At 73.2% G+C, this 23049-nt stretch carries 25 protein-coding genes; 13 read left to right on the plus strand and 12 right to left on the minus strand.

All coding sequences use genetic code 11. The features are described 5' to 3' along the window. Positions 1-54: 54 nt before the first annotated feature. Positions 55-888: an alpha/beta fold hydrolase gene (locus J2S43_RS06760; RefSeq protein WP_306827737.1), complete on the minus strand. Its 834-nt coding sequence runs from the start codon at positions 886-888 to the stop codon at positions 55-57. 247 nt (positions 889-1135) lie between these two features. On the opposite strand from J2S43_RS06760, the gene J2S43_RS06765 reads away from it, so the two are divergent. The 3 genes from J2S43_RS06765 to J2S43_RS06775 all read left to right on the plus strand — a co-directional run bounded on the left by J2S43_RS06765 (position 1136) and on the right by J2S43_RS06775 (position 4432). Further along, positions 1136-2068 carry a DUF389 domain-containing protein gene (locus tag J2S43_RS06765; RefSeq protein ID WP_306827738.1) on the plus strand — a complete coding sequence of 311 codons (933 nt, stop codon included), beginning with the start codon at positions 1136-1138 and terminating at the stop codon, positions 2066-2068. 148 nt (positions 2069-2216) lie between these two features. Next, complete coding sequence (gene nhaA, locus J2S43_RS06770) at positions 2217-3512, plus strand: Na+/H+ antiporter NhaA (protein ID WP_306827739.1); 1296 nt, start codon at positions 2217-2219, stop codon at positions 3510-3512. A gap of 182 nt (positions 3513-3694) precedes the next feature. Next, positions 3695-4432 (plus strand): hypothetical protein, encoded by a 738-nt coding sequence (locus J2S43_RS06775; RefSeq protein ID WP_306827741.1) that lies wholly within the window; start codon positions 3695-3697, stop codon positions 4430-4432. Between the two features lie 72 nt (positions 4433-4504). Here the strand turns inward: J2S43_RS06775 and J2S43_RS06780 are convergent, their stop codons facing one another. After that, complete coding sequence (locus J2S43_RS06780; RefSeq protein WP_306827742.1) at positions 4505-5002, minus strand: hypothetical protein; 498 nt, start codon at positions 5000-5002, stop codon at positions 4505-4507. Positions 5003-5260: 258 nt separating this feature from the next. Between J2S43_RS06780 and J2S43_RS06785 the strand changes: the two genes are divergently transcribed. From J2S43_RS06785 to J2S43_RS06795, 3 genes are read left to right on the plus strand one after another with little or no spacing between them, the layout of a single operon-like run. Then, positions 5261-5596: a hypothetical protein gene (locus J2S43_RS06785; RefSeq protein WP_306827743.1), complete on the plus strand. Its 336-nt coding sequence runs from the start codon at positions 5261-5263 to the stop codon at positions 5594-5596. Beyond that, positions 5593-6045 carry a MerR family transcriptional regulator gene (locus J2S43_RS06790; RefSeq protein ID WP_306827744.1) on the plus strand — a complete coding sequence of 151 codons (453 nt, stop codon included), beginning with the start codon at positions 5593-5595 and terminating at the stop codon, positions 6043-6045. Before J2S43_RS06785 ends, J2S43_RS06790 begins: the two co-directional genes overlap by 4 nt. Further along, complete coding sequence (locus tag J2S43_RS06795; protein ID WP_306827745.1) at positions 6045-6710, plus strand: cation efflux transmembrane domain-containing protein; 666 nt, start codon at positions 6045-6047, stop codon at positions 6708-6710. Before J2S43_RS06790 ends, J2S43_RS06795 begins: the two co-directional genes overlap by 1 nt. A 51-nt stretch (positions 6711-6761) precedes the next feature. Here the strand turns inward: J2S43_RS06795 and J2S43_RS06800 are convergent, their stop codons facing one another. From J2S43_RS06800 to J2S43_RS06825, 6 genes are all read right to left on the minus strand, one after another. Further along, the gene (locus J2S43_RS06800; protein WP_306827746.1) at positions 6762-6938 is read right to left on the minus strand and encodes a hypothetical protein; all 177 of its coding nucleotides are present in this window, start codon (positions 6936-6938) and stop codon (positions 6762-6764) included. 89 nt (positions 6939-7027) lie between these two features. After that, a complete protein-coding gene (locus tag J2S43_RS06805) occupies positions 7028-7663 on the minus strand; it encodes a maleylpyruvate isomerase family mycothiol-dependent enzyme (RefSeq protein WP_306839219.1) in 636 nt (211 codons plus the stop codon). A gap of 269 nt (positions 7664-7932) precedes the next feature. Next, the gene (locus J2S43_RS06810) at positions 7933-8700 is read right to left on the minus strand and encodes a hypothetical protein (RefSeq protein ID WP_306827748.1); all 768 of its coding nucleotides are present in this window, start codon (positions 8698-8700) and stop codon (positions 7933-7935) included. Continuing rightward, a complete protein-coding gene (locus J2S43_RS06815) occupies positions 8697-9014 on the minus strand; it encodes a PadR family transcriptional regulator (RefSeq protein ID WP_306827749.1) in 318 nt (105 codons plus the stop codon). Before J2S43_RS06815 ends, J2S43_RS06810 begins: the two co-directional genes overlap by 4 nt. Positions 9015-9031: 17 nt before the next feature. Beyond that, entirely contained in the window at positions 9032-9505 is a 474-nt protein-coding gene (locus J2S43_RS06820; RefSeq protein WP_306827750.1) for a hypothetical protein, read from the minus strand. Between the two features lie 406 nt (positions 9506-9911). After that, positions 9912-10544, minus strand: coding sequence for a TetR/AcrR family transcriptional regulator (locus J2S43_RS06825; RefSeq protein WP_306827751.1), 633 nt, complete (start codon positions 10542-10544; stop codon positions 9912-9914). Between the two features lie 77 nt (positions 10545-10621). Here J2S43_RS06825 and J2S43_RS06830 point away from each other — a divergent pair, with 77 nt between their 5' ends. Together J2S43_RS06830 and J2S43_RS06835 are read left to right on the plus strand one after the other, a co-directional pair. After that, entirely contained in the window at positions 10622-11662 is a 1041-nt protein-coding gene (locus J2S43_RS06830; protein ID WP_306827752.1) for a medium chain dehydrogenase/reductase family protein, read from the plus strand. Between the two features lie 43 nt (positions 11663-11705). Continuing rightward, positions 11706-12965, plus strand: a complete 1260-nt coding sequence (locus tag J2S43_RS06835; protein WP_306827753.1) for an APC family permease — start codon at positions 11706-11708, stop codon at positions 12963-12965. Between the two features lie 14 nt (positions 12966-12979). Here J2S43_RS06835 and J2S43_RS06840 read toward each other — a convergent pair whose 3' ends face one another. Next, entirely contained in the window at positions 12980-13174 is a 195-nt protein-coding gene (locus tag J2S43_RS06840) for a hypothetical protein (RefSeq protein WP_306827754.1), read from the minus strand. A 32-nt stretch (positions 13175-13206) separates the two neighbouring features. Then, positions 13207-13671: a hypothetical protein gene (locus J2S43_RS06845; RefSeq protein ID WP_306827755.1), complete on the minus strand. Its 465-nt coding sequence runs from the start codon at positions 13669-13671 to the stop codon at positions 13207-13209. A 98-nt stretch (positions 13672-13769) separates the two neighbouring features. On the opposite strand from J2S43_RS06845, the gene J2S43_RS06850 reads away from it, so the two are divergent. The 5 genes from J2S43_RS06850 (at position 13770) to J2S43_RS06870 (ending at position 20096) form a co-directional block, all read left to right on the plus strand. Further along, a complete protein-coding gene (locus tag J2S43_RS06850; protein WP_306827756.1) occupies positions 13770-16007 on the plus strand; it encodes a sensor histidine kinase in 2238 nt (745 codons plus the stop codon). Then, the gene (locus J2S43_RS06855) at positions 16004-16645 is read left to right on the plus strand and encodes a DNA-binding response regulator (protein WP_306827757.1); all 642 of its coding nucleotides are present in this window, start codon (positions 16004-16006) and stop codon (positions 16643-16645) included. The genes J2S43_RS06850 and J2S43_RS06855 overlap by 4 nt, the downstream gene beginning before the upstream one ends. 96 nt (positions 16646-16741) lie before the next feature. Next, positions 16742-18553, plus strand: a complete 1812-nt coding sequence (locus tag J2S43_RS06860) for a phosphatase PAP2 family protein (RefSeq protein WP_306827758.1) — start codon at positions 16742-16744, stop codon at positions 18551-18553. A gap of 98 nt (positions 18554-18651) precedes the next feature. Next, positions 18652-18774 carry a hypothetical protein gene (locus J2S43_RS06865; RefSeq protein ID WP_306827759.1) on the plus strand — a complete coding sequence of 41 codons (123 nt, stop codon included), beginning with the start codon at positions 18652-18654 and terminating at the stop codon, positions 18772-18774. Between the two features lie 110 nt (positions 18775-18884). Continuing rightward, positions 18885-20096 carry a low temperature requirement protein A gene (locus J2S43_RS06870; RefSeq protein ID WP_306827760.1) on the plus strand — a complete coding sequence of 404 codons (1212 nt, stop codon included), beginning with the start codon at positions 18885-18887 and terminating at the stop codon, positions 20094-20096. A gap of 682 nt (positions 20097-20778) precedes the next feature. Here J2S43_RS06870 and J2S43_RS06875 read toward each other — a convergent pair. Beyond that, complete coding sequence (locus tag J2S43_RS06875; protein ID WP_306827761.1) at positions 20779-21570, minus strand: response regulator; 792 nt, start codon at positions 21568-21570, stop codon at positions 20779-20781. Continuing rightward, complete coding sequence (locus J2S43_RS06880; protein WP_306827762.1) at positions 21527-22753, minus strand: sensor histidine kinase; 1227 nt, start codon at positions 22751-22753, stop codon at positions 21527-21529. Before J2S43_RS06880 ends, J2S43_RS06875 begins: the two co-directional genes overlap by 44 nt. Between the last annotated feature and the right edge of the window lie 296 nt (positions 22754-23049).

The raw sequence follows: 23049 nt of genomic DNA on the forward strand, positions 1-23049 counted from the left end.
TTCATCGACTACGCCGTCACGCTCGGCGGCATGCTCCGCCGGATCGCGATCGAGTCACGCGCGGTCGCCCGCCGCGTCGCCGCCCGCTGCCGCCAGCGGACCGGTCACCCGCTCCTCCAGCCAGGTCTCGACCCGCTCGGCGACGCCGGCCCAGCCGTGGTCGAAGACCAGCGAATGGCCGCGGTCCGGCAGCGACACCAGGTCGGCGTCGCGGTGGAGCCGGTGCGCCGCGCGGACGACGACGGCCGGGACCGTGTGGTCCTGCTCCGCCGCGATCATCAGCAGCGGCGCGCGTCCGGCCGCGCCGGTGTCCACCGCGGCGGGCGAGCGGCGGCGCAGGTTCGCGGTGGCGATCTCGAACAGCGGCCGGGCCGGTCCGGGGATCGCGTACCGCGCGTGCAGGTCGTCGGACTCGGTGCCGGTGAGCGTGTTGCCGAACGCGTAGCGGAACTGCGCCGCGGTCAGCGGCACGGTGCGGCCGATGTTGCCGGGCCACCTCAGCGCCGGGAACGACGAGCGCAGCTGCGCGAGCGGCACCGGCCGGACCCCCTTGACCGGCGCCGGGCTGATCGCGACCGCGGCCCGTAGCGTGTAGGTGGCGTTGAGCCGCTGCGCGACGAGCCCGCCGACCGAGTGCCCGATCACGATCGGCGGCGTGTCCAGCGCGTCGACGATCCGGCCGTAGTGGGCGACCAGCTCGTCGAGCCCGACGCCGGCCAGCCGGCCCGGGTCGGTGCGGGTCCCGGCAGCGGTGTCGCCGTCGCCGGGCCAGCCCGGCGCGGCCGGCGCGAACCCGGCCGCACGGAACCGTTCGATCCACGGATCCCAGGACGACGCGTGGACCCACAGGCCGTGGATGAGGATGACGGGTATATCCGAGGCGCCCATATGATTCCCTTGGCAGATGTGTGCGGAGTGACCGCAGTGAACGCCGCCGCACATTATTTTCAGTGAACCGTGGGTTCAGAGCCGCTCGCCGGTGCCACTAGCTTCCGGCGTCAGGGTCACCGGGCAGCGGTCCTCTGGTGATCCAGGCGTCGACGAACATCTGGGCCCATGCGAAACCAGATCTGGAGACTTCAACCTCGGCCTCCTGGACTTCACCCGCGTCTGAGGCTCCCTACACTGTGCGATCGTGCTGCATGTTCGGGTTATCTCGCCGGAGTCGATGACCGTGAAGGTCGAGCAGATGCTGACCGCCGACCGGGCGGTCACGCACCTGACCGTGATCGCGGGCGCGGCCCGGTCGCCGCGCGGTGACCTGGTCGAGTTCGACGTGGTGCGCGAGGGCGCGAGCGGCGTGCTGGACGCGTTGCGCGGGCTCGGCATCGAAGAGCGCGGCGCGATCTCGGTGGAGCACGTCGACATGGCGATCTCGGGGGCGGCGGAGCGCGCGGCCGACCGTACCCCCGGACTGGGTGTCGACGCCGTGGTGTGGCACGAGATCGAGCACAAGACCGGCGAGGAGACCGCGCTGTCGGTGTCGTTCCTCGCGTTCATGTCGGTGGCCTGCGTGATCGCGGGCATCGGCGTGCTGCTGGACCAGCCGATCCTGATCGTCGGATCGATGGTCGTCGGCCCGGAGTTCGGGCCGCTGGCCGCGCTCTGCGTCGGGCTGGTCCAGCGGCGCGGCGACCTGCTGCGCCGGTCGGTGCTCGCGCTCGCGGTCGGATTCCCGGTCGGGATGGCGGTGACCGTGCTGGCGACCTGGCTGCTGACCGCGGCCGGCCTGGTCGACGCGGGCATGCTGCTGGCGGAACGGCCGCTGACCGACTTCATCTGGCGGCCGGACGCGCTGTCCTGGGTGGTCGGGTTCCTCGCCGGCGTCGCCGGGATCCTGTCGCTGACCTCCGCGAAGGCGGGCACGCTGGTCGGTGTGCTGATCTCGGTGACCACGGTCCCGGCCGCGGCGAACGCGGCCGTCGCGATCGCCTACGGCGTCGGGAACGAGGCGTGGGGCTCCGCGCTCCAGCTGGTGATCAACCTGGTGGCGATCGTGGTCGCGGGCGTGCTCACCCTGCTGGGGCAGCAGGCCGCCTGGAAGATCGCGGAACGGCGCCGCCGGTGAGGCTGCCGGCCGGGCGGTCCGGATGATCACAGCCCGCCGCGGTGACCTGCGACGCGGTGCCGGACGGGCGGGCAGGGTAGGTTCGTCGTCAGGTGTGCCGGGAAGGCTGGTCGGCGAGTCCCAGCCGCACCCTGCCCTGAGGAGCCCCGTGTCCGGTGTCCCGCCCCGCCCCACCCGCCACCTGTTCGGCCGCGGCAGCTGGACCGAGGTCAGCCGGATCGCCGACATCCTCCGCGCCGAGACCGTCGGCGGCATGCTCCTGCTGGCCGCCGCCGTCGCGGCCCTGATCTGGGCGAACTCGCCGTGGTCGGCGTCCTACCGCGACCTCGGCGGGCTGACGGTCGGGCCGGCCGCGCTGCTCCTGGACCTGACCCTGGCCGAGTGGGCCGCGGACGGACTGCTGGCGATCTTCTTCTTCGTCGCGGGCCTGGAGCTGAAGCGCGAGTTCGTCGCCGGGGACCTGCGGGATCCTCGCCGCGCGGTGATGCCGGTCGCGGCCGCGGTCGGCGGCATGGCCGTACCCGCGCTGATCTACACGACGATCAACGCGACCTCGGCCGGCGGCGCGCTCTCCGGCTGGGCGGTGCCGACCGCGACCGACATCGCGTTCGCGCTCGCGGTGCTCGGCGTGATCTCCACCCACCTGCCGTCCGCGCTGCGCACGTTCCTGCTGACGTTGGCCGTCGTCGACGACCTGCTGGCGATCGTCATCATCGCGGTCTTCTACACCAGCTCGCTCGCGCTCCTGCCGCTGCTCGCCGCGCTGGTGCCGCTCGCGCTGTTCGCGTTCCTGGTGCAGCGGCGGGTCCGGTTCTGGTGGCTGCTGCTGCCGCTGGCCGCGCTGACCTGGGGGCTGGTGCACGCGTCCGGCATCCACGCCACGGTCGCGGGTGTGCTGCTCGGCTTCATGGTCCCGGTCGTCCGCCGATCCGAGGGCCCCGGGCCGGGCCTGGCCGAACACTTCGAGCACCGGTGGCGCCCGCTGTCGGCCGGCGTCGCGGTCCCGGTCTTCGCGTTCTTCGCCGCCGGAGTGTCGGTCGCCGGTGCCGGTGGGATCGGCGCGGCACTGCGCGACCCGGTCACGATCGGCATCGTGGTGGGGCTCGTCGCCGGTAAGTGCCTCGGCGTGCTGGGCGCGACCTGGCTGGTGCAGCGGTTCACCCGGGCATCGCTCGGCGACGAGGTCAGCTGGTGGGACGTGCTCGGCCTGTCACTGCTGGGCGGGATCGGTTTCACGGTGTCGCTGCTGATCGGCGAGCTGGCGTTCGGCGGCGGCTCGGAGCAGGACGAGCACGCCCGGCTCGGCATCCTGACCGGCTCGCTGATCTCGGCGCTGCTGGCCACGGTGGTCCTGCGCCTGCGCAACAGTCACTACCGGCGCCTGGCGGCGGAGGAGTCACTCGACGTGGACGCGGACGGCATCCCGGACGTCTACCAGAAGTGACGGCGCTCCGCAGACCGATGACCATTTCCCGCTTCCGGCGTGGTCCCGTTCCCAGTGCTCCCGCGGGCACCGGTCGTCGCTGGCGCTCCTCCCTGCCGGTTGGGTGGGTGGTATCCCCAAACCGTGCCGGCACCGGCCGTGCGAACCGATCGCCGGGACGGCGTTCTGTGAGAATCCCGGCCATGACTAATCGGCAATCCGCAGACATATCCGGCATCTCCGTGGCGCGGGCGACGCTGCGGCACCGCGGCCGGGTGCGCGCGGCCGCGGTCGGCGTGACGACGGCGCTGCTGGTGGCGCTGCCGCTGTCCGCGTGCGCGATCGGTGGCACGACCGCCGCGGACCCGTCGACGTCCGCCGGCGCCTCGACGCCGGCAGCGTCCACGTCGGAGGCGCCCGGCGGCGCGTCCGGCAGCCGGATCGACGAGGCGACGCTGAAGGGATCGCTGCTGACGCTGCCGGGCTGGACGAACAAGGCGGCCACGTTCTGCCCGGCCGGGGAGTACCAGTTCACCGACGGCCAAGCGCCCAACACGCGGCAGATGACGGTCGACATCGAGGACGTCGCCTACGTCGACATCGACGCGGACGGCGACGAGGAGACCGTGGCGATGCTCGTCTGCTACATCGGCCAGGCCGGCGAGTACCAGGTGGTGGCGTTCGACCAGAACGAGGCGGGCACGATCGAGACGGTCGGCACCGTGGTCACGGCGAAGCTGATGGACGAGCCCGACGGCAGCATCGTCAACATGGACGGCATCCGTCCCGACGGCAACGCCGTCGCGGTCCGCGTCGGCGACGGCTACGTCTGCTGCGGCGGCAACCCCGACCTCATCAACTGGCAGTGGCGCTCGTACGCGCTCAGCAACGGCGAGTTCACCCAGGTCTCCGGCGAGCGCGAGTTCCCGAAGAGCAAGTGACCACGTCCCGGACGTGGTGCCCGCGGCGGGGAGGGCACCACGACCGGCCGACTCCGGACGAGGTCGTACCCCTCAGTCCTCGTCCGGGTCGATGACGTTGTCCATGATGTAGTCGGTGAGTGCCTCGGTGATGGTGCCGACGTCGTGGCGGAAGTGGTCGTCCTGTTGCCGGACCAGGTACCAGGCCATGAAGCCGAGGAGCAGGCCGCCGGGAGCGCCGATCAGCAGCGGGCCCATGCTCACGCCCTCGAGGACCATGATGCCGATCGAGCAGACCAGCAGCACCACGGCCGGGACGCCCATCAGCCACGGCCAGATCATGCCGCTGGCGACCTTGTGGATCGTGGCGACCAGGACCGGCCCGGCGCCGTCGTCGGTGATCCGGCCGGTCACCCGGGCCGGCGTGAGGAAGTGGGCGGCCGGGCCGGGCCGCCCCGTCACCTGACCGTCGTCGGTGACGTCCAGCTCCAGCACGCCGTACGGGCTGTCACGCTCCCGTATCCACTCGATCGCCGCCTCGACCGAGTCGGCCTCGGGTATCCGTACGGTCACCTCGTGCTGCCGTGCCATCGTCGTCTCCCCGTGCCCGCTCAACGAGATCCACACGGTACGCCATCGATGCGCCACGGACCCGGTCACCCGCGACCGTCATCTCCTGCGCTCGCCGGATCTCGTCCATCACCACGTCGGTCACCACTCGACCTTCATCTTCCGTGCCACCGCGTCGCCGGGCGGCGCGCGTGCTCGGGGCGAGCCTGAGCCCTCGACCGGGTCGAGAGTCAAGCGCGGGTTGCATTCGATACCCGGGTACGGGTTTACCGTCGGGTCATGACCGCTATGGGAGACCCGGCGTGGGTGCCGGAGGCGTGTACGTTGCCCACCGCTGACCGGCCGTTGCGGCTGGCCGAGTTCGACGATCTGTTCACGGCCGCGTTGCGTGGCCAGTCGCGGGCCTCGGCCACGACGTTGCACTGGGACCTCGACCCGGCGACGGAAACCAAGGTCCGCGATCTGGCGTGTCGGGAGACCGGCTGCTGCTCGTTCTTCGCGTTCACCATCCGGCCCGGTGCCGGTTCGCTGCGGGTGGCGGTGCGGGTGCCGGCCGCCCACGTGGCGGTGCTGGACGCGCTGGAGCGACGGGCCACCGATCGGATGCGGTCATGAGCGCGTTGCGCAGCGGTCAGCTCGCCGGGGCCGCCGGCGTGAATCCGCAGACGCTGCGCTACTACGAGCGCCGCGGCCTCCTGCCGGAGCCGCAGCGCAGCCCCGGCGGGCATCGCCTGTATCCGGGCGAGACGGTCACCACGCTGAAGGTCATCAAGGCGGCCCAACGGCTCGGTTTCACCCTCGACGAGGTAGCCGGCCTGCTGGCCGCGGGCAACCACCGGCACCGTGGCCCGGCGGCCGGCCTGCGGAGCCATGCCCGGGTCAAGCTCGCCGAGGTGGAGACGCGGATCGCCGATCTCACGGTGATGGCCTCGACGTTGCGGGCGGCACTGGCCGCCGGCTGCGAGGACCTGATCGCCTGCGCCGATCACCCGCACTGCCCGATCCCCTTCGCCGCCCTCGACCAGGACGCACGGCCCGCCGCCGGCACCGTGGACTGCTGCTGATGAGCCTGCTCGCATCCGCCGGCCCGGCCCGGCGCGCGGTCCTGAACCGGCGGATCCGGCTGCTGGTCACGGCCACGATCGGCTACAACATCGCCGAGGCCGTCGTCGCGATCGGCGCCGGGGCCGCCGCCGGGTCGACCGCGTTGATCGGGTTCGGGCTCGACTCCGTCATCGAGGTCTCCTCGGCCGCCGCGGTCGCCTGGCAGTTCAGCGGCCGTGACCCCGAGGCCCGGGAGCGGACCGCGCTGCGGATCATCGCGGTGTCGTTCTTCGCCCTCGCCGCCTACGTCACGGTCGAGTCCGTGCGCGCGCTGTTCGGCGGCGGCGAGGCCGCGCACTCCACCGTCGGTCTCGTCCTGGCCACGGCCTCACTGGCGATCATGCCCGGCCTGTCCTGGGCACAGCGCCGCGCCGGGCGCGAACTCGGCTCCCGCAGCGCCGTCGCCGACTCCCGGCAGACGCTGCTCTGCACGTACCTGTCCGCGGTCCTGCTCGTCGGCCTCGGCCTGAACAGCCTGTTCGGCTGGACCTGGGCCGACCCGGTCGCCGCGCTCATCATCGCCGCCGTCGCGATCAAGGAGGGCCGCGACGCCTGGCGCGGTGACGCCTGCTGCGCGCCACGCCCGCGCCTCAGCACCGCCGGCTGCACTGACGGCTGCTGCTGACCGCGATCGGGGTGGCGCCCGTCACGGGGCGCCGCCCCGATCGTGCCGCCGTCAGCTCATCGGCGTGACGTCCGGGGCCGGGCGGCCACCGGGCTCGGCGGCCGGCGTGCTCTCGTCCGGGTGCTCCGGCGTGGGCACGCTGCCGGGGCGGTCGTGCTCGGGTGTGTCGGTGAGGTCGATCGGGCGCTCGAAGCCGGGCTGTTCCTGCGGATCCGGAACCGTGGTCATGTCGCTTCCTCCTGAATCTCGGCCACCCTGGCGTACCCACGGTCACCCGGGCCATGCGGCCGGAAGTGGCCGGGATCCGGCCGGAGGCGCTATGACGTGCACCGGGAGCGCAGCATGGCCACGCCGGGGCCGGTCAGGTCGTCGCAGAAGGTGACCCGGCCGGCCATCGCCATCGTGAGCGCGAGCGTGCCGCCGGTGACCAGCGGGCCGGTGCCGGCGGTGAACGGGCCGTCGTCGGCACGCAGTTCCAGACCCTTGACGAGAGTACGGCTGTTGACGGCGAAGTCGCGGGCAGCGAAGAACTCGGCGACCGCGGTGACGGTCTCGACCGGCGGGGCGTAGGGACGGCCGAGCGGGCGCAGGATGTCCTGGCCGTGCACGATCACCTCGCCGAGCCAGGCCGGGCCGTCACCGGTCGGCGCGGTGGTGCTGCTGACGATCGCGCGGTAGCCGGCGAGGGTCTCCGCGGGCGTGGCGCCGCGGTGTTCGGCGAGCCGCCGGCGGTTGTGCGTGCCGGGGTCGAACCGGGCACCGAGCATGCTGACCAGCCAGCGCACGGTGCCGATGCTGGCACCCGCGGTCAGGTGCGCGACGACCTCCTCGACGGTCCACTCGCCGCACAGCGACGGGCGGGCCCACTCGTCGTCGGTCAGGCCGGCCAGGTGGCCGGCGAGCGCGGCGCGTTCGGCGTGGATGGCGGGCCAGAGCGTGCGTGACGTGGCGATGACTGCTCAACTCCCTGTCGATGCCGGAACGACCGGTCCCACACATGATCGGGGCGTCCCCGGGCCGGTGCAACGACCCGGGGACGTCTCGAGCACGGGGCTCCAGGGCGTGTTTGGTGGATCTCGTCGAGCCGAGGCGAAGTCCAGGTGCCGGCTGGGTGTGCGGCGCGGAAGCCCGCATACCGGTGTTGTACGTGGGCTTGTGCGGCGTGTGGCCGGGCGGCGCCTGGCCACACGCCGCAGGCCGGCGAAGATTGGCCAGACACGCCCTATCCGAGGTACCAGACCTGAAGGGCGGTGCCGAAGGGCGTGTGCAGGACCGCGATGACGGCCGCGGCCAGGCAGGACAGGACGGCGAGCAGGGTTCGGCGCGGCCGGCTGAGGCCGGTGCGGCGCGGTGTGAGCGTCAGGCCGGCCAGGGTCAGCAGCGCCAGGCCGTCCGCGTGGAACCGCAGCTCGGTGCCGAGGCCGGCCTGGGCGCTGGCCACGACGAACAGGGCGACCGCGGTCATGATGCCGCCGAATCGGTGATAGGCGGGGCGGCGGCGTTCGGCGACGGCGAGGACCAGGGTGGTGAGGCTCGCGATGAAGGTCAGCGCGTAGCCGACGACGGTACCGAGGCCGCCGACGCCGAGCACCAGCAGGACCGGGGTGAACGGTGTGGTCTCGACGAGCCAGGCCGGCAGGTCCCGGCCGGCGCGCGAGTACAGGTAGGGCGTGAGCACGGTGGTCAGCCAGCCGATGATGGACCAGGCGAGCAGCGTGATGACGATCCGGGACGCGGTGATCGCGCCGGCGGGGTCCGCCTCGGCCGGCAGCACGCTCTCGTGACCGCGGGCGGCGGCGCGCAGCGCCGGCAGGGTGCGCACGGTGGCGAGCAGGTAGCGCCGGCGGGCGGCCGGGTCGGCGGCGAGCGTGGCCAGGTCGGCGGCCCACTCGCCGCGCTGCCGGTCGCGGAAGCCGGCGGGCAGCAGCAGGCCCAGTGCCCAGAGCCAACGGCGGTCGGTGGCCGGCGTGACCACGCGGGCGTCGCTCACCACGCGAAACCCTCCCGCACCCGGCGGGCGCCGTGGCGGCGTTGCGCGGCCCGGGCCCACTCCTGGGCGGCCTCGATGCCGTCCGCTGTCAGCCGGTAGTAGCGGCGGCGGGGGCGGCCCTCGGCGTGCGGGTCGATGTCGTCGTCGCGGCTGGCCAGCCAGCCGGCGTTCTCGAACGCGATCAGGATCGGGTAGACGGTGCCGGGTTCGAGGCCGGCGCGCTGGGCGAGCTCAAGCCCGTACCACTCGCGGGCCGGGTCCTCGAGGAACGCCTGCACGGCGAGCAGCCGTGGCGTCGTCATGCGTAGGGCCATGGCAGAACTCTACATAGCTAGTCCTTGTTCTGCATAGGGTCCAGCTGTTCGGCCAGCCGGTCCAGGCCGCTCCGGATCAGGTTTCCGTAGTCGTCGTCGCCGAGCGCGCCGAGCCGGGAGCGGGCCGCCTCGAGGTGCTCGCGGGCGGCGCCGGGGTCGCCGAGCCGGCGGTGGCAGTCGGCGAGGTTGAGGTGCAGCGACGGGTACAGGCCGGCGACGGTCAGCGGCACGCCGGCCTCCGCCAGCCGGTCGTCGGTGAGCAGCGCGACCGCGGCCAGGGCGCGCTCGTCCCAGAGCAGTTCCTGGCGTACGTCGTCCTGCACGTCGGCCATCGAGTGCGCGAGCACGGAGACGTGCAGCGGATCGCCCCGCTCACCGCCGATGTCCTCCCAGATCCGCGCGAAAAGCGCGCGGGCCTCCTCGCGCCGCCCTTCTCCGTGGTGCAGTTGTACGGCCTCACCGATGCGAGCCATCGTCGGATCACTGCTCATTCAGCGCCCTCCCACCGAGCAACCCGAGCGGACCAGCCGGCCCGAGTCGACCAGCCGGCCCGAGTCGACCCGCCGGCCCGAGTCGACCCGCCGGCCCGAGCGGACCCGCCAGACCCGCCGGACCGAGCCAATCAGTCCGACCGACCGACCGGCCTGGCCTGAGCGGATCGGCCGGACCGGGCGGCCGTCCACCGTGGCATCGAACCATGGACGGCGGCCACTGTGGGGGCGGTGCCGGGGCGACCCACGACGCAACCGGCGGAGAGCCCGGCTGCCGCCCCGGCCACCCGCCCCTGAACGGAGTAAACGCTCCGCCTCTGCGGCCGAACGGTGCCCGCGGGAGCATGCCCACAGCGACCACGCCGGAAGCGGGAATATGGGTCCGCTCCCGCGCTGCGGGTGGTGGTCAGTCTTCGCGCAGGTGGGCGAGCGCCGTGATGAGGCGGTCCTCGATGTCGGCCGGCCAGGGGAAGGCCGCGGTGACGGCGCGCTGGTGGGCGAGGCCGTGCAGGCCGAGCCAGAGCGCGACCGCGTCCGCGGCCGGGTCGGTGCCGGTGGAGACGCCCGCGGCGGCGCAGTCGGCGAGCGCGCCGGAGATGAGGCGCAGGCTGTCCGCGCCGAGCGTGGCCATGTCCTCCTCGGTCACCGAGGACTCGCCGAGCGTGGGAACCCAGAGGCCGCCGAACATCGTGCGGTAGCGCTGCGGGTGGGTGCGCGCGAAGTCCAGGTAGGCGGCGCAGATCGCCAGGACCCGGCCCCGTGGATCACCGGCCGTCGAGGAGGCCGCGCGCAGGGCCGCGATGAGCTCGTCGAACGCGCTGCGGACCACGGCCAGCATGATGGCCGGCTGGTCGGGAAAGTGCGGGTAGATCGACGGCGCCGCGATGCCGGCGCGCCGGGCGATCGAGCGGAGCGTGAGCGCGCGTTCGTCGCCGGCCTCGTCGAGCAGGTCCACGGCCGCCTTGATGATCTCGTCGCGCAACAGCCCGCCCTGGCCACGGCGGTTGCGGGAGCGGGCGGGGGCCTCGGTGTCGGTCATGCCGCCCAGCCTAACTTACGGTCGTTACCTTGCGCTTGTTAGCTTACGGCTGTAAGTTTATCGGCATGGAGGCAGTCATGAGCACTACGCACACCGTCACCGAGATCGTCCTGCCGGGCCCGGTCGAGCCGGCCGGGCTTCAGGTCCGCACCCGGCCGATGCCGAAGCCCGCCCCCGGGCACGCGCTGCTGCGGATGGACGCGACCGGCGTCAGCTTCGCCGAGCAGCAGATGCGCCGCGGCAAGTACTACGACCAGCCCGCGTTCCCGTTCGTCCCCGGATACGACGTGGTCGGCACCGTGCTCGCGGTCGGCGCCGGTGTGGACCCCGCGATGGTGGGCCGGCGCTGCGCCGCGGTCACCAAGACCGGCGCGTGGGCCAGCCACCTGGAGGTGCACGCCGGCGACCTGGTCGGCATCCCGGACGGGGTCGACCCGGCCGCGGCCGAGACCGTGGTCGTCAACGGCGTCACCGCCTGGCAGATGCTGCACCGGATCGCCAAGGTCGAGCGCGGCGGCACGATCGTGGTCCTCGGCGCGAACGGTGGCGTCGGCACCACGCTGGTCCAGCTGGCCCGGCACGCCGGCATCTCCGTGATCGGCACCGCGTCGCCGCGCCACCACGACATGCTCCGCGCGCTCGGCGTCACCCCGGTCGACTACCGCGACCCCGCGATGTACGACCGGATCCGCGAGGCCGCCCCGGACGGCGTGGACGCGGTCTTCGACCACATCGGCGGCGCCGGCCTGGAGCACTCCTGGCAGCTGCTGCGCCGCGGCGGGACACTGGTCTCCTACGGCACCGCCGCCACCAAGGACGAGGAGGGCAACTCACAGCTGCCGGTGCTGAGGCTGTTCGGCCGGCTCGCGCTGTGGAACTACGCCCCGAACGGCCGCGGCGCGTACTTCTACAACCTGTGGGGCGGGCACTGGAACATCTCCGCGTTCCGCGCCCGGATGCGCGAGGACCTCACCCAGGTGCTGCGCCTGCTGGCCGACGGCGTGCTCACCCCGCAGATCGCGGCCCGGTTCCCGCTGTCGGAGGCCGCGGCCGCGCTGACGCTCGCCGAGTCCCGCACGGTCGCCGGCAAGGTCATCCTGGTGCCGGACGCGGCCTGAACGTTCACCCACCGGACACCCCGGCACACCGCATAATGCGCTGGTGACGGTACCGGGAGTTCTTGCGCGGCGGCTGGGGACGGCCGACGCCGTGGTGATCGGGCTCGGGTCGATGATCGGGGCGGGCGTGTTCGCCGTGTTCGGGCCCGCCGCCCGGGTGGCCGGGGCCGGCCTGCTGATCGGCCTGGTGATCGCCGCGGTCATCGCCTACTGCAACGCGACCGCGTCCGCGCAGCTCGCCGCCGCCTACCCCACGTCCGGCGGCACCTACGTCTACGGCCGCGAACGGCTCGGTGACTGGTGGGGATTCACCGCCGGCTGGGGCTTCGTGGTCGGCAAGACCGCGTCCTGCGCGGCGATGGCGCTGACGTTCGCCACCTACGCGGTGCCCGGGCCCGGCTGGGTGCGGCGCGCGGTCGCGATCGCCGCGGTGATCGGACTGGCCGCGCTCAACTACCGCGGCATCACCCGGACCGCGCGGCTGACCCGGGTCCTGGTCGCGGTCAGCCTGGCCGCGCTGGCCCTGGTGGTGGCCGGGATCGCGGCCGGCGGGCAGGCCGATCCGCCGCACCTGGGCGGCGTGACCGGCGGCGTGTACGGCGTGCTCCAGGCCTCCGGTCTGCTGTTCTTCGCGTTCGCCGGGTTCGCGCGGATCGCCACCATGGGCGAGGAGGTCCGCGAGCCGGAGCGGACCATCCCGCGCGCGATCCTGATCTCGCTGTCCATCGCGGTCGTGGTCTACCTGGTCGTGGGCACGGCCGCGCTGCTGGCCGCCGGGCCCGGCCGGCTGGCGGCCGCGGCCGCGCCGCTGACCACGGCCGTCCAGGCGGCGGGTGCGGGAGCATTGGCCCCGGTGGTACGGATCGGGGCGGCGCTGGCCGCGCTCGGCGCGCTACTGGCCCTGATCGCCGGGATCGGCCGCACCGGCCTGGCGATGGCCCGCAACCGTGACCTGCCGGGCTGGCTGGCCGCGGTCCACCCGCGCCACCAGGTGCCGCACCACGCCGAGATCGCGCTCGCCGTGGTGGTGTGTCTGCTGGTCGCGGTCGCGGACCTGCGCGGCGTGATCGGCTTCTCGTCGTTCGGCGTGCTGATCTACTACGCGATCGCGAACGCGTCCGCGTTCACCCAGACCGGGGCGCAGCGCCGCTTCCCCCGCTGGCTCAACGTGCTGGGAGTGGCCGGTTGCCTGCTGCTGGTGGCCACGCTGCCCTGGCAGTCCGTGCTGGCCGGCATAGCGATGTTCGCGGTCGGACTGGCCGGCCGGGCCGCGATCCGGTCGATCTCCCGATCCGGGGCCTGAGCGCCCCCGGTCCCTCAGGAGTGATCCGGGGCCGCGTCGCCCAGCCGCGCGGTGAGGACGTCCGCGGCACCGGCGGTGAGGCCGCGGCGCAGATCGTCCGAGAGGTGCAGGACGACGCGCCGGTCCGGCCGGCCGTGCCGGACGAGAGCCACGCCGTCACCGGCGGTCCGGTCACTGTCCGGCACCCCGTGCTCCGGAACCGTCGTCATCGTGACACCTCCCGGGTCGATGTCCGCGCCGCTCACTTGTCGACGGCCTCCTCGGCCTCGGCGCATGAGGTGATGCCCATCTCCAGCGCGGTGCCGAGATCGTCGTCGTCATCGCGGCGCAGCGCGTCGAAGATCTCCTGTGCGCGCCGCATGCACGGCAGCAGCGCGTCGCGCTCCTTGGTCATGTCGGAGAGCTGGTCCTCGGTGTTGTTCAGCCGGGCTTCGAGGTCGTCGGCGCGGCTCTCGGTCTCGGTGATCGTCGTGTCGCGGTCGCGCAGCGACGCCTCGGTCGCGTTGTGCTGGCGGCGCTCGTTGACGTAGAGACCGAGGCCGAGGCCGGCGAGCACGAGCAGCAGCAGGCACACCACTCCGAGCACCAGCGTGGTGATCGGCAGCCCCGCGGGCGACGGCGGAGGCGCGGGGTAGGCGGGAGCGGGTGCGGGACCGGCCGGCGCCGGGTACTGGTGGCCCTCCGGCCCGTACTGCGGGTACGACATGACGCCCCTTTCGGCTCAGGTGCAGCGTATTGACCATGGGGATTTCGCGGTGATGGTCATTCGACCACCATCGTCATCGACGGGGATACGATGTGCGCGTGCCGGGCGCGGTGGAGCAGAGGCTTCTCGATCAAGGGTTGCGTTACGCGCTCGGGCTCCGTGTCGTCGTGATCGGACTGTCCAGTTCGGTCAGTCTGGCGCTCGCCGCGATGCCCGACCGGGCGGTGGCGGCCGTCGTGGTGACCGCGTTCAACGTGTGGAGCCTGCTCTACGCCTTCGCCATGGTGCGCGGCGGCGCGCGTGCCCGTCAATGGCTGCCGGTCGCCGACGTCGCGGCGGTCTGCGGCATCTGTCTGAGCATGTCCTGGACCGTCACCCCGGATCCGCGCGGCGGCGCCACCTGGGTGCTGATCGCGCTGAACATGGTCGTGGTCACGTACCCGTGGCAGATCGGCGGCCGGGCCCTGGCCGCGGCGACCGCGACGATCATCGCGGTCTACTACACCGGCGCGACCATCGCGGACCCGGGCGGCTGGCTCGCCGACGCCACGCTCGGGCCGTGGACCGCGGCCGAGGCCGCGCTCTCCTTCGGGCTCTACCGGTTCGTGCGGCGCAGCGCCCGCACCTCGGACCGGATCATCGAGCGCGGCGCGGAGCTGCGCCGGGCCGCGGAGATCGCGGCCGCGCGCCGGTCCGGCGAACGGGAATATCTGGCGGCGCTGCACGACACGGCCGCCGCGACGCTGCTGATGGTCGGCAACGGCGTGGTCGCCCGGCCCGAGCCGTGGCTGTCCGCGCAGGCCCGCCGGGACCTGGCCGAGCTGCACCGGTCCGGTGACGCGGCGCACGGCGAGACCGACCTGCTCCCGCTGCTGCGCGAGGCGGCCCGGCACACCACGCTGCGCCTGGCCTGGACAGTCCCGGAGTCGCTGACGCTACCGGCCGCGGACGCGGTCTCGCTCAGCCGCGGCGTCCGCGAGGCGCTGACCAACGTGGCCCGGCACGCGGGCACGGACACCGCCGAGATCCGGGTGCGCGACGACGGCACACAGGTCACGGTCGAGATCATCGACGCCGGTCGCGGTTTCGACCCGGCCCGGATCGCCGCGGACCGGTACGGCGTGACCCGGTCGCTGATCGAGCGGATGACCCGCACCGGCGGCCGCGCCCGGATCGACAGCAGCCCCGGCCACGGCACCACCGTCACGCTGACCTGCCCGCGCACCGCCGAGGACGACGGCGGCGACCGGGAGGTGATCACCGCGTCGTTCCAGCGGGGTTTGCGCTGGGCCGCGATCAGCATCACCCTGGCCATCCTGACGCTGCTCGACCTGCCCCGGCTGCTGGCCAGCGGCGCCGCCTACACCGCGCTCTGGCCGCAGCTGGTCACCTGGACCGGCCTGATCGCGGTGACCCTCGTGGTGGCCGCCGCGACCTGGCGGGACCGCCCGCTCGGCCGGTGGCGCTGGCCGCTGGTCGCGCTGGTCTTCGCACTGTCCGCGCTGGCCACCTCGGCCGTGCGCCCGGAATGGCTGCTCGGCTCCGCGCACTGGTCCGAGGGCGACGCCGGCTGGCCGATCGTGCTGCTGCTGATGGGCGGCCGCGTCCCCGTGCTCGTCGCGGTGCTGGCCGGCCAGTACCTGATGACGTTCGGCCAGGCCGCGCTGGCCGGGGACGCCGCGCTGAGCGTCGCCGGGGCGATCAGCGCCACCTGGGCCGTGCTCTCCTACCAGCTGGCGATCGCGATGATCGCGGCCGTGCTGCGCGGCATGGCCGTGTCGTCCGCGCGGGCGGTGCGCGCGGCCGAGCGGCTGCGCACCTCCGAGGCGGTCGCGGAGCACCTGCACACCGACCGCACCGGCCGGATCGCGGCGCTGGCGACCACGGCCGTACCGCTGCTGGAGGGTCTGGCCTCTCAGGTGCTCGATCCCGGCGACGCGTCCGTGCGGCGGGCGTGTGCCGCCGAGGCCGCCCGGATGCGGCGGCTGATCGCCGGCGACGACGCGCACGCGGACGCGCTCGCCCACGAGCTGCGCGCCGCCGTCGAACAGGCCGAGCGCGCCGGCGTCACGGTGACGTTCGCCGAGCAGGGCACCCGCCCGGACCTGCCACCGCAGGTGCGCCGCCGGCTGGTCGAGCCGGCCATCGCCGCGCTCGCCACCGCGACCGGCCGGGCCCGGCTCACGATCACCAGCGCGGGCGAGACCGTCACCGTCAGCGTCGTCGCCGCCTGCGCGCCACCTCCACCGGCGCCGGACGGTGACGGGGTCCGGCGGTCCGTGCTGGCCGACGGCGACCGACTGTGGATTCAAGCAGCCTGGCAGGGAGAACAATGATCACTGCGGTCGTCGTGGACGATCACCCCGTCGTCATCGCCGGGGTGCGGTCCTGGTGCGCGCTCGCCGAGACGCCCATCGAGGTCGTCGCGGCCGGGCCCACCGTCGCCGCCGCCTGGCTGCCGCCCGGCGACCGCGCCGACGTCGTCGTCCTCGACCTGCAACTCGACCCGGCCGGCCCGGCCTACGGCGACCTGAAACGGCTCGTCGACGCGGGCCGGCAGGTCGTGGTCTACAGCATGCGCGCCGACCGGGAGACCGCGCTGACGGCGCTGGACATCGGCGCGTTCACCTACCTCACCAAGGCCGAGGGCGAGGAGCACCTGGTCGCGGCGATCCACGCGGCCGCGGTCAGTGCGCCGTACACGCCGCCGACGCTGTCCGGCGCGTTCGGCACCGACGAGCGCCCGCACCGGCCGCGGCTGTCCCCGCGCGAGCACCAGATCCTGATCGAGTGGTTCCACTCCGAGTCCAAGGAGATGGTCGCCCGCCGCCTCGACATCACCGTCCACCGGGTCAACTCCGGCCTGGAACGGGTCAGGGTGAAGTACGCCAACGTCGGCCGGGAGGCGCCGACCAAGGCCGCGCTGGTCGCCCGCGCGATCCAGGACGGTCTGATCACCACTGACGAGCTGTGACAATTCATTCGTTCACAAGATCAATTTCGTCCGCCGTACGTTCGGCGCCACCAGCATGGCCGCGACCTGGATCGCCCACCCAGCTGGAGTACACTCATGATCGTCAGCCGCCGCACGCTGCTGCGCGCCACCGCCGCCGCCGGCCTGGCCGCCCCGACCGTGGCCGGACTGCTGACCGGCTCACCGGCGTCGGCCACGTCGCCTCGCTTCGACGCCTTCGTGGCGAGCTACAAGACGAACGTCACCACGGACCTGACCGTGGCCGGGAACGCCGCGGTGCGCATCCTCTCCGGCATGCAGCGGCTCTGGCGCACCGGCGCGGAGTGGAACACCGGCACGGTTCTCGACCACGCGGTGCTGCGCGCCAACATGCGCCACGTCGTCAAGGTCACCCGGGCCCGCACCCCGCGGCAGGCCGCCCGCGCGTTCATCCAGGACCGGCAGCACCAGAGCTACGCCGCGGCCGCCGGCCTCGGGCCGCTCACCGCGCTCTACCGCCAGGGCGCGCTCGCGGTCACCGGCATCACCACCGCACCGGAGGGCACGCCGCCCACGAAGATCGACGACGCGATCCCGGCCGGGGCCCCGGCCGGTGCGGCGCTCGGCGCCGGCTCACCCACCTCCGCGCTCGGCGCGGTCGTCACGCTGGTCAACACGCTGCGCGGCTCGTTCTCCTCCGGCAACCCGAGCAAGGCCGCCTACCAGTACCCGCGGCCGTGGCGGATGACCGAGTCCAACAAGGTCGTCGACACGGGTACGGTCGACGCGCTCGGCTACCCGGTCTACGACTCGCCGGTCACGGTCGCGGCACAGCTGCTCCGGCAGCGCAGCACCACGCCGGCCGAGGACGGTGGCATGCCGAGCGGGCACACCAACGCGTTCCACCTGGCGGCGCTCGCCTACGCGTACGCGATCCCGGAGCGGTTCCAGGAGCTGGTCACGGCCGCGCTGGACCTCAGCGACACCCGCATCGTCTCCGGCATGCACTCGCCGCTCGACGTGATCGGCGGCCGCATCCTGGCCACCGCACTCGCCGCCGCGATCCTCAGCGACCCGGCGAACGCGCAGCTCAAGGCGCAGGCACGGGAGCAGGCCCGGTCCTACTTCGCGGACCGCACCGGCGACGCCCCCGACGCCTACGCGGACCGGGCCGCGAACGCGCGGCTCGCACTGCCGAAGCTGACCTACGACCTGCCGCGAACCGGCGCACGCGGCGAGCCGATGGTCGTGCCGGCCGGCGCGGAGGTGCTGCTGGAGACGCGCCTGCCCTACCTGACGGCCGAACAGCGTCGCGAGGTGCTGCGCACCACCGCGCTGGAGTCCGGGCACGCGCTGCTGGACGGCCCGGAGCTCTGGGGACGGCTGAACCTGTTCGCGGCGGCGGACGGCTTCGGCGCGTTCGACCGTACCGTGCAGGTGGTCATGGACGCGGCTCTCGGCGGCTTCGCCGCGGCGGACACCTGGCGCAACGACATCGGCGGCCGTGGCGGGGTAGTCAAGACCGGCTCCGGCGCACTGACGCTGACCGGCGACAACGACTACCGCGGCGGCACGCAGCTCCGCGCGGGCGCGCTGATCGCCGAGTCCGGGAACGCGCTCGGGCGCGGCGACGTGGAGGTGACCGGCGGCGAGCTGCGGGTGCCAGGGGCGCTTCGGGTGCGCGGCTCCTATGTGCAGCGGAGCGGCACGCTGGCGGTCTCGGCGCCGGCGCGCGGCGCGGCCGTCACGGTCGAGGACGAGGCGGTGCTGGGCGGCGTGCTGACCGTCGACGGCCGCCGCGGCGGCGAGGCCACCGTGCTGCGGGCCCGCCGGATCCAGGGCCGCTTCGCCCGCGTCACCGCGACCGGCGGCCGTGACGTGACGGTCGACTACGGCCGCACCGAGGTCAAGGTCCGCCTGCACGGCTGATCCGCCACATCCTGCCGGCCGGTGCGCTCGCCCAGCCGCCAGCTCGGCGAAGCGTTCACCGGCCGGATCCGGACGCCGCCGCGTGGGCTGTCTTCGACATGGCGTTCTCCACGCTTGTCCCGCGCATCACCTACGGCCCGGTGTTCGCCACCCTGGCCCGCGGCGACCGGGCTTTCGCCGAGACGCCTGCGGAGATGATCAGCCGGTCACCGCTGCGTTGACACCACGCCGGTCACCCGGAGGTGATGCGCACGCGGGGGAGGCGGGTGTGGTCTTGCGCCGCGGGGGTAGTGCTGATCTACGGGCACCGCAGCACCGGCCAGGAGGATACGTGACAAAGGACCAGGAGCGGCTCGACCAGGAGGAGGCGGAACAGATCGAGGCCGTCCGGCCGCCCGATCTGAACCAGGAGTCGAACCGTTCCGCGACACGCCTGGAGCTCTTCTTCGACCTGGCCTTCGTGCTGTTCGTGGCGCGCTGTGCGGACGGGCTCGCCAAGGACGAGACGTGGCACGGCGCGCTGGTGTTCTGCGCCGTGCTCGCCGTCGGCTGGTGGGCCTGGGCCAGCACCACGCTCTACGCCAACCGGTTCGACACCGACGACGCTGTCTTCCGCCTGCTCACCCTGGCCGCCATGGTCGGTGTGGTGGCGATGGCAGCCAGCGTCGACAAGATCAGCGGGCCGGACGGGCGCTGGTTCGCCATCGGCTACGTGATCATCCGGGTGGCACTGGTCGCCGGATATGCACGGGCCTGGCGCCACGTGCCGGCCGCCCGCCCGACCGCCCGGCTGTACCTGATCGGCCACTCACTCGGCGCACTCACCTGGCTCGTCTCGCTGGCCGTCCCGGAACCGGGCCGGTACTGGCTGTGGGGTGCCGGCGTACTCCTCGACCTGGTGTGGCCCACCGCCGCCGCGCGGCTCAAGGACGCCGTCCCGCTGCACATGGAACACCTGCCGGAGCGCTTCGGCCTGTTCGTCATCCTGGTCCTCGGTGAGTCCGTCGCGGCGGTCGTGACCGGTCTGCACGACGGCGCGTGGAAGCCGGCCGTGGTGGTCACCGCGACCGCGGCCTTCGTGGTCGCGGCGGCGCTGTGGTGGATCTACTTCGACCTTTCCGGCGGTGCGGCCAAGCGGCGACTGGCGGAGGAAGGGGACGAGGTCACCAAGCACGGTGTCCACGACTTCTACGTCTACATTCACCTGCCGCTGGCCGTCTCCCTGGCGGCCGTGGCCGTCGGGCTGGAGCACGCCGTCCTGCACGGCGCCGACGATCACCTGACCGCCGGGACCCGGTGGGTGCTGGGCATCGCCACCGCCGGATATCTGCTCAGCGCGGCGCTCATGCAGGCGCAGCTGGGCGGCCGGGTCCGCGGGGCGCTGCTGTGGCCGGGTGCCGGCGCGCCGCTGGCTCTGCTGATCGCCCTGCTCGACCTCTCCGCCGTGATGACCACGGGCCTGTTCGCCGCGCTGACCGTGGCCGGGGTCATCGCCGGCTTCCTGCTGCACCGCTCCGGCGAGGTCCGCACCGCCAAGATCTGACAAGGCAGGCACCGGGCCTGGCCTCCGCGGTCGGCCGGTGACGGCGCCCTGACCGACGACCCGCCCCAGGCGGTCCGGGCCGGCCAGCCCGGCTACCGTCCGCCGGGGTCGTGCCCGAGCTGACGGACCTGCGCCCCTCCATCGTTTGGACTGTCCAGCCTCAGCCGTCAATATCCCACCCAAGGTGGAGCCGGATGCGGGAGTCCTCCTTGAGCGGCTCCGCCAGCCGCGGATTGGCATCGAGGCGTCCCGCACGCCTTTCGCCAGGTCTTCCACCCGCTGGCCCAGGCACCGGACGCCCGCCTGCGCCTACGCTCGAACGGCTGCCGACGTCGCCAGCCGGCCTCGATCACTTCGTCGACGATCGCCGGCCTGACGACAGGAGACCCATCCTGATGAAGCCGACCCACCGCGGTGCGCCACTGCCGACATCGCCGGCTGCACTTCCATGCCCACGAGTATCGCCGGAGGCCATGCACGGACACGCCCGAATGTCCGCTCTCGCCGCCGTCCGCACGTGCCGGCGCCGGCACGATGATCATCACGCTCGGTGACGGCGGCCAGGCTCCCGGCGCACGGTCATGCCGATGTGCGAAAGTTGGGCAATAGCACGTGGTCGATGGCCCCCGCCTGAGCCGTCTGGCGGTGAGGGGTGGCCGGCTCGCCGGCCCACGCCCCGGCGTCAGCCGGTGAGGCCGGCGTCGTGGGCGAGTAGGGCGACCTGGGTACGGTTGTTGAGATCGAGTTTGGTGAGTATGTGGGAGATGTGGGCTTTCACGGTGGCCACGCTCATGAACAGCTCGCCCGCGATCTCAGCGTTGGACCTGCCCCGCCCGACGGCGATGGCGACCTCGCGTTGGCGTTCGCTGAGCTGATGCAGCGCGGTGGTGGCGTGCTGTTGCCGCGCGGCGACGCCGGTGTCGCTGAGGTGGGCGATGAGCCGTCGGGTGACGGTCGGCGACAGGATGGGTTCGCCGGCTGCGACCCGCGCGATGGCGCGCAGGATCTCGGCGGGTGGGGTGTGTTTGAGCAGGAAGCCGCTGGCCCCGGCGCGCAGGGCGCGCAGGACGTACTCGTCGGCGTCGAAGGTGGTCAGGACGATGACCTCGGGTGGGTCGGGTCGGGCGCGGAGTCGTTCGGTGGCGGCGAGGCCGTCGAGGGTGGGCATGCGAATGTCCATCAGCACCACGTCCGGGACGTACGCGTCGACGGCGGCGGCCACGTCGCTTCCGTCGCCGGCCTCGCCCACCGCGGTGATGTCCGGCGAGCCGCCGATGACCATGGTGAGGCCGGCCCGCACGAGCGGGTCGTCGTCGACGATGAGGACCCGCACCGGTGCGTTCACGTTGGGCTCCTTGTCCGTGCTCGCCTGGGCCGGGCCCGGTTTCGACCCCGGCGCTCGGCTCCGGCCTGCTGTCGCCCCACCGCTTTCAGAGGGTAGGCCACGGTAGCCAGGCCCTGAGCCGGAAGTCACCGGCGGAGGTGGGGCCGTGTTCGAGGCGTCCGCCGGCGAGGGCGGCCCGTTCGGTGAGCCCGATGAGGCCGATGCCGGCGCCGGGGATGCCGGCAGAGCTGGGCTCGGCCGGGTACGGGTTGCGGATCTCGACGGTTACGCCGTCGCCCGGGGTCGCCCGGACGGTGACGGCCACCTCGCCGTCGGGGGCGTGCTTGCGGGCGTTGGTCAGCCCTTCCTGCACGATTCGGTACGCGCTGCGCCCCACACCAGCCGGTACGGCGGCAAGCGCGTCGGTCTGGCAGTCGAGCCGTACCCGCATCCCGGCGCGCCGCGATTGGTCGACGAGGTCGGGGAGGCCGGCCAGGGTGGGCTGCGGCCGTTCCGGCGTCTCGTCGGACCGGTCGGCACCGGTGCGGAGGACGCCGATCACCTCCCGAAGGTCCTCCAGCGCCTGGTAGGCGCTGTCGCGGACCACCCCGGCGGCGCGGGCGACCTCGTCGGGCGCGGCGTCGGGGCGTAGCTCCAGCGCCCCGGCGTGCAGGCTCAGCAGGGACAGGCGGTGGGCGAGCACGTCGTGCATCTCCCGGGCGATCCGGTTGCGTTCGCCCTGGCGGGCTTCGGCGACGCGCAGTTCCTGTTCGGCCTCGAGCCGCCCAGCCCGCTCCCGCAGCGACTGGCGGCGGGCCCGGACGAACATTCCCGAGGCGAGTACCGCGGCCGCGAGGACGACGCCCAGCACGATCTCCGACCAGGTCGCGACCGGGACGTCGGGCCGAACCAGCAGCGTCAGGAACGGGACGAGCGCGTACCCGGCCACGATCGGGGCGACCACTGCGAAGCGCCGGTGCACCGCGACGGTGAACAGCGCGATGAGCGCCGCGCCCGAGGCGGATGGCGCGTAGAGGCTGACCAGACCCACGACCACGGCGAGGCCGACCGGCCGGCGCCGGCGCAGCCACACCCCGAGACTGCACAGGACCCCGAGGATGAGGTCGACGGTGAGCGGGACCGGCGCGATGTGCTGCGCGAGGCCGTCGATCAGGGCGAGCACCGTGAGGCCGGCGGCCAGCAGGAAACACGCGGCGTCGACCAGCCGGTCGCGGATCGTGCGCCCGGCCGGGCGTACCGGATCGTGGTCAGCATCGCTTGTCACGCCCGCCGGTAGCGGGCTCCGATCCGGCGGGTCCGCCGGGGCCATCATGATCGAAGGGTACGGCCGGGCCGGGTCCCACGGCATCCGACCAAAGTCGATCCCGAGGTGTAGACCTTCGGCCCACCACCATCGACCTCGGCTCATAGCGGCGCATGCGGCCGCTCCAGCAATCTGTTCCACGTCACCGGAACGGTCGGCCAAAGAAGACTCCAGAACCGACTCCGACCATTCCTGCGCCGGCGAATGACGTGGTGCTGCACCGATCATCCAACCGCAACGAAGGAGTGCGAGATGAGATCACCGTATAACCCCGCCACCGCGCTGAATCCCCGCACGTGCCCGTG

This window comes from Catenuloplanes nepalensis, from assembly GCF_030811575.1.
Lineage (GTDB): Bacteria > Actinomycetota > Actinomycetes > Mycobacteriales > Micromonosporaceae > Catenuloplanes > Catenuloplanes nepalensis.